The organism is Desulfamplus magnetovallimortis, from assembly GCF_900170035.1.
Classification (GTDB): domain Bacteria; phylum Desulfobacterota; class Desulfobacteria; order Desulfobacterales; family Desulfobacteraceae; genus Desulfamplus; species Desulfamplus magnetovallimortis.
Genome location: NZ_LT828566.1, coordinates 24,441 through 31,053, shown reverse-complemented (window position 1 = coordinate 31,053; position 6,613 = coordinate 24,441). Strand labels below are relative to the sequence as shown.

3 protein-coding genes are annotated in these 6,613 nt (G+C 42.5%); all 3 read right to left on the bottom strand.

Annotated elements, in window-relative coordinates:
- Positions 1 to 1,158: ATP-binding protein (locus MTBBW1_RS25555; protein ID WP_186441715.1), on the bottom strand; the 1,158-nt coding region annotated here is incomplete at its 3' end.
- A gap of 39 nt (positions 1,159 to 1,197) precedes the next feature.
- On the bottom strand, positions 1,198 to 6,039 hold the full coding sequence (locus MTBBW1_RS25550) for a ligand-binding sensor domain-containing protein (RefSeq protein ID WP_080809360.1): 4,842 nt from the start codon (positions 6,037 to 6,039) through the stop codon (positions 1,198 to 1,200).
- Between the two features lie 326 nt (positions 6,040 to 6,365).
- Positions 6,366 to 6,613 (bottom strand): hypothetical protein (locus tag MTBBW1_RS28755; protein ID WP_222424177.1); only part of this gene is annotated, 248 nt, incomplete at its 5' end.

Here is a 6,613-nt window from a genome sequence, read left to right as displayed (position 1 = left end):
GGTCAAAAGATCAGCCTTTACAAGGGTGCGAAGCCTGTGCTGGATATCCTTTAAATCCAGATCAAGTTTTAGCGTATCCTTCAGCTCCTTTGGTGTCCAGTCCCGATCTGCATGTTTGCTCATGTGAAGAAGAATTTTTTTTGCATGGATGTCATTGACCCTCTGCAATGTCAGCTCAATATACTCCCCCCAGGTCATGGACATTTCAGATTTTCGATCCGATATTTCAAAATTCACCGTATCAATGACGCCTTGGCGTGTAGTTAAATCATTGCCATGGAATTCATTTGCCATGACACAGGATATGAAAAATGGATCTGACTGGCAAAGCTGGTTGATCTGAATGGCAGTTTCAGTGGTTATGGGCTTCTCATAATATTCTGAATACTTGAATACTGCCTGCAAACCCTCATCCGGGGTGAGATATGGAGACATGAAAAAGCGTTTGAGCCTTCCGGCTTCGAGATATTTATCTAAAATGCCCACAAGCCAGCCAACATAGGAACCTGTTACAAGCATTGGTGCAATTTTAGATTCTGACACGCCGTGGAAACTGCCTGCCATGGTTTCATCAGGATTGGTCTGACGATCTTTGTCGTGGTAAATAGTATTTGTAATATTCTGAAATTCATCGATTATTACCAGAAAACGCAGGTCATATTCAGCTGCCATACGCTCAGGGGCAGTGTAGGCGGTTTGCCATATCAGATCATAATCTCCGTTTACTTTACCATCCAGGATGTTATCTACATCCCGAACCAGTAAATCCAGTTTATGCCCCTCTCCATATGCTCTGATTTCATCCATCGAAAGAGGAGTGCGTACAAAAGAGCCTTGCCGCTCCAGAAAGGAAATAAATTGTGATGCAAAAATGCGGTAATAGCCCACTGCAAAATTAGGAAACCATTTTTTATCTTCCGAGATCTCGAAAAAAATGGGAATCACCTTGCCGTTTTCACTCCAAAGCTGGTTAAAAAGCCTTTGAATAAAAGCAGTTTTTCCGCTTTTTCTGCGGGCAAGTATCACTTTCGATTTAGAAAGGCGTTTGGGTATTTTATCAATCCATTTATGGAACAGGGCAAACTCATTTTCACGTCCAACCAGCAAATCCGGCTCTCCGATTCTTTCAGGTAATGGATATTTCAATGGATTTTGCATTATAAAAACTCCTTGCGTAAATCACTTATCATTTATCACTTATTTTAAATCAAACCATTCAATATTGGAAAAACTACTGCATCCCATATCATTGCAGGCTTTTATTGCACCGTAAAAAGCCATGCCAGCTCCATCAAATGTTATTGATCTCTCCACCCCCACATCAATCTCTCCAATGTATTCCGCATTGGGATAAGGAGCATAAAAAAGTGTATAGCTGTCTGCCCCCTCCACATCTGACCAGGAAATGGTAACCAGGGTTTCCTTGATAGTAATGCTCATTTCAGGAGCATCTGGGAGATTATCTCCAGGTACAGATTCACCTGACACCACATTAATAAATTTTTCCACAGGCAGGGATACATTGCCGGATTTGTCTTTTGCGTAATAAACGAGCTGGTGCAATCCCAATGGAAAACCTAACTTAACAGGATTAAACTCAGCCAAATACATATCTCCCCTGTCATGTTGCATATCTATATTTAATGTATTATCTCCATTGTGTCCGGTTATGGAGCAAAATACCCCCTGAATTTCTGTTTCAGGGTCAGTGGCAATGGCCCACAGTGTACTGCCATCTTTTCTGTTTACAGTCATGTCTGGATTTGTGGCTCTTACTTCCGGCCTCAGATTTCCAGACGGTCTGTATTCAATATATTTTCCGGAGGCTTCATATCTGTCATATTTGGTGGTACCCACGCCATCTCCATCGGCATCCATGACGGGTCGCTGGGTGTGACGATAAAATTTCAGAATTTCGTAATTGGCCTCTGCAAAGGAGCCTTCAATGTCGCTGCCATAGTTGATGAATTGATAGAAATATCTGGAAAAAGAACTTTCTCCAAGAGAGTCGTATCCTGCATAACCGCCTTGATCAAGGGATTTGCTTGAAGAAGATGTGAGTATGATCCTGCCCTTTCCTGCAATTTGTTCAATCCATTTTTCCGATTGTGAGCCTTCAAGGACAATGGTTACAGGAAAACCTTTATTATCTGAGACATTGTCACCTGAAAGAAGGCTTTCTGCTTCATCTAAATATGAATTCAACTCCTCTGCACTCAGAAGCTCATTGGCATTGAGCCTGAAACTACCTTCTTCAACATCTCCGATGAGGTAGAGATTTAAAGGAGTTTGGTAGGGGTCATCTGTTGAAATCAATGAAACTGCCCACTCTGTAATGGCATGATGGAGGTTGATTTTATCCGCAGAGGCATCAGGAACAAATAATTCATCTGAATGATCTGATTCATCATAAAGACCAAGGTAACGGATACGTTCCTTTGGAATATTTCTGGTTTTAAGTGTGTTATACACATATTTGCCAAGGGATTTTGAAATTTCCTGAAATTCTGGATCACCAGACTCCGAGACAACTATGATTCCCTCTCCCACAGGTTGACCAATAGGGATGACAAGTTTAGTTTCAATTCCAAGGAAATCAGATGTTTCCGGCAAGCTTGCCTTTACATTGATAAAACCATCTCCTGGCACCACAATATTTTTTGTAAATTTTCCATCTTCATCAACATCGACAATCCCCACAAATTGGACTTGAGGATCACTTTGTGTAGAAGCAGGATCAAGGAATCGAATATCAAGATTTACAAATCCTGACTCTGTTCCTGAATTTGTTTTTGTATCAGAAGGTCGAACAGGTGTAATCATGCCTTCAATTACAAGATTATCTTTTTTTGAGGTCGCCATATCAACGTTGGATGTAAGGCCAATTTGATTTTTTGCAGGAAGTATAAATATTTCCGGGCTGTTGCTTGTTACTCCATCAGATTGAAAAGTAGGGAGAGACCGGGCTGTAAGCACAAGTGTTCCGGCATTTTCCGGAAAAATGGTTCCTTCAAAAAAACCTTTTTCATCTGTTACCAGGGTCAATAGCTCAATTTCATTGCCGGAAATGGCATTTTTACCTGTAATAATGACCTCCTGTCCGCTCTGGGAAGGCACAATATTACCTGAAAGAGTCACTCCATCTAAAACCCTGGGGCGTCTGGCAGTATGGGCAATACTCAGAGCAGCCATTGGTTCTGTTCCTGTATAAACAGTCAGTGAAGTGCTTTTAAATGGAGTATTATTATACTGATTTTTGGGAATTATTTGAATGATTGATGCCGTGCTATGGGTTACTTCAGGTGAAATTTCAATGTGTAGAAGCACCGAAGCTATTTCTCCGGGAGAAAGTGTTAAAGTCCGGGGAGAAAGCTGGATTTGAATTGAATCCTGGAGATTTGATATTTCGGACATATCCGAAATTATTGAAGTTGCAATTTCAACTTCCCCTGTAAAAAGATCAAGGGAAGAAACAAACAGAGTTATATCTGTACTGCTTCCTGGCAATATGGCAATGGCATAGCGTTCAAGTGAAAGTTCTATTCTGGGGTACTCCTCAACAGCGGGCGTCATAAGAGAAGCTTCATTATTGTCAGCCACTCTTATAAATCTGCCATCTTCCTCAATTACTGCTGACAGGCGAAAGTATCGCGGTACACCCTCCAGCCATTCAGGATCGGTTACTGGCAGATCAAGGGTGTAGCCTTTAATCTGAAGATCTCCTTCCTCTTTATATGCAGGAGTATGCCCTTTGACAGTTGGCCAGCACTGATCAACACGAGGATTCGGGCAATGGGTGTAATCCACATCAAACCGAACCGGATTTCCAGATGTATCATTAACTGTTTCAAAGGGACTGGTTCTGGAAAGCGCACGCTGCAACTCAACATACTTTACATTCTGATAATCGACAGGAGCACTGTTTAAAAACCATTCCATCTTAATATCCGGCGAATCTGTGGTAGCAATTTGCACAGGAACTCCAGTCAAAATCAAATGGGAAAGCCCACCGTTAAGCGTCCCTATCCATATACCTCCGCTAAGGTCAGGCAAAAGATGTCTCACATGGTTATCCGGAATATGGGAATTTGTTTGATCATAAACGCTCCAAAGCCCATCATTGCCAAAGTGGGCAAGACCTTTGTTGGTACCCACCCAGAGTCCATTGCTGTAACCTGTTGAAAAAGCACTTACCCAATTATCTGGAAGCCCTGAATTTTCATCATCAAAATTCTGCCACTCCCCATCACTTTTTAAATAGGATAGGCCACTGCCCTCTGCTCCTGCCCAGATACCTCCATCTTGATCCATATGGAGGGTATTAATCCAGTTGTCCGAAATCCCTGAATTATAAGTACGGAACACTTCCCATGCACCATTATGTTCAAGGTGGGCAAGGCCATCTCTTGTGGCTGCCCAGATTCCGTCATTACCATCAGAGAGCAGATGAAATACGTTATTATGGGGCAAATCTGAATTTTCACTATGAAAAATATCGTATTCTCCATCTGGTTTCAGATGGGTTATGCCCTCATAGGTTCCTACCCAGACACCTCCATACAGATCTCCAAGAAGGGATAGAGGAACAATGCCCAGTAATCCGGAATTTGTTGAATCAAAAACTGTCCAACTCTCTTCTTCTAAATCAAAATGGGCAAGCCCTCCATAATATCCCACCCAGATTCCAAGATTTTCACCGTCATAAGCATCTGTAGCAAGTGAGGAAATATTGTCATCTATCAATCCGGAATTACCAGAGTTTAAAAATTCCCATGTATTATCTCCCTTGAAATGAGCAAGACCGAAATCGTCCATTCCCACCCAGATTCCACCGCGATAATCCCAAAGCAGATCAGCAATCCAGTTACCAGGCAATTGAGACAGCATAGTATCAGGAGTATTCCATGTTCCATCGCTTTGATAATGAAAAAGCCCCCTTTTGGTTCCCACCCAGATCCCTCCTCTGGAGTCGGCGGTAATTGCGGTGATCCAGTTGTCCGTTAATGGCGAATTTTCTTCATTAAAAAACTTCAAATCCCCTTTTTCTGTCATATGAACAAGTCCGCTTCGCAATGTACCCATCCAGATACCACCATTGCCATCGGAAAGCAGTGTGTAAATGTTATCATCCGGGATTCCTGAATTTACAGAATTAAAAATCTCCCAGGTACCCTCGGATTTCAGGTGAAAAAGGCCGTTTTCATTATTACTGCCCACCCAAATCCCGCCCTGGCTGTCAGAAAGCAAAGAGGCAATGTCAATATCCGGTAAATAGGATGTTCTGTTTGTACGAGTATATATCGGGCTTGAACGGGTATATATCGGGTTTGGCAGGAACATTGGTGTGTCAGTGTATCCCATATCTTCAGCCTGAAATATCTGCCAGATGCCATCATGCTGTAAATGAGCAAGGCCACTCCAGGTTCCTGCCCAGATGCCACCCTCTTCGTCCAGAAGAAGCGCATTCACCCTAACTCTATCACCATAACCAGGCAGAGGCGAGTTTTCACTGTTAAATACCTCCCACTCTTTTTCAGCCGTCATGTGGGCAAAACCTGAATCAGTAGCAACCCATATTCCACCATCATGATCGGCTGCCAGTGCTAAAACCAAGTTAGCCGGAAGTCCTGAATTATTGATGTCAAAAACCTCCAATGTACCATCGCCATGAAAATGTGCAAGCCCTTCATTCGTTCCCACCCATACCCCGCCATTACCATCAGAAAGCATAGACCAGATCACATTGCCCGGCAGACCATTCTGGTTTATGAACCTTTCCTGAAGCTCTCCTGTAAGGGCATCCCTTTTTTCCAGCCCCCCTCCGTTGGTTCCCACCCAAAGGGTGTTACTGTCATCCGAAAGAAGCAGTGCCTGAATGAAGTTTCCGCTGGTAAATATCTGCCAGTTCTGTCTCTCCGTATCAATCTCTTGTGATATGGAAACAGCAGGGCTCAGAAAAAATGCCCATAAAACAAAATAGACGAAACCAAGCAAAACTGATGTAAAGCATATTCTTGATGGTTTGCTGAGAAATTGCATTTTGAGCCTCCATTATTGATCACACTGTAATTATTGACGAGAGTGTAAAAAGTCCGATTTCATTTTAATAACTATTGCGTTGGAAATGAGGTTTTCAGAATAACATTGATTCGTTCTCTATATACTCAAAAACGACACCCATAAGCTTTTGAACATTGTCAATACTGTCTGAATCAGGATGCCCAGGATAACCAGGATTTACAGGATAAAAATCATGAGCATCCTTTTGACATGATAAAATTTTCTCCTGGAAATCAGGTCAATAGAATTGACTGACATTTGGCATGTCTCAACCTGGACGAATTACTTAAACTCCAAATTGTTGGTCACACATCGTCGAAATTAATCTCTCTCCAGCACAACCGCTCAAACCCCAGTGCCACAACAGCAAAGCTTTTGAGCCGCAGTTCCGGATATCGTTTCTTTAAAGTACTGCTGTACGCCTTAACCTGCTCTTGTGCCTCATTCATGGCACAGGCTATTTGATTAAAATTGGCAAGCTCTTCAGAAGATAGTTTCCTTGCCTCCTCACCGGTGAGCTTTGCGTCTGACAGGCTCACATATTTACCGAACT

Bases quoted from the DNA above. Each gene is read 5' to 3' on its own strand.
- MTBBW1_RS25550 (WP_080809360.1), bottom strand. From the start codon at position 6,039: ATGCAATTTCTCAGCAAACCATCAAGAATATGCTTTACATCAGTTTTG.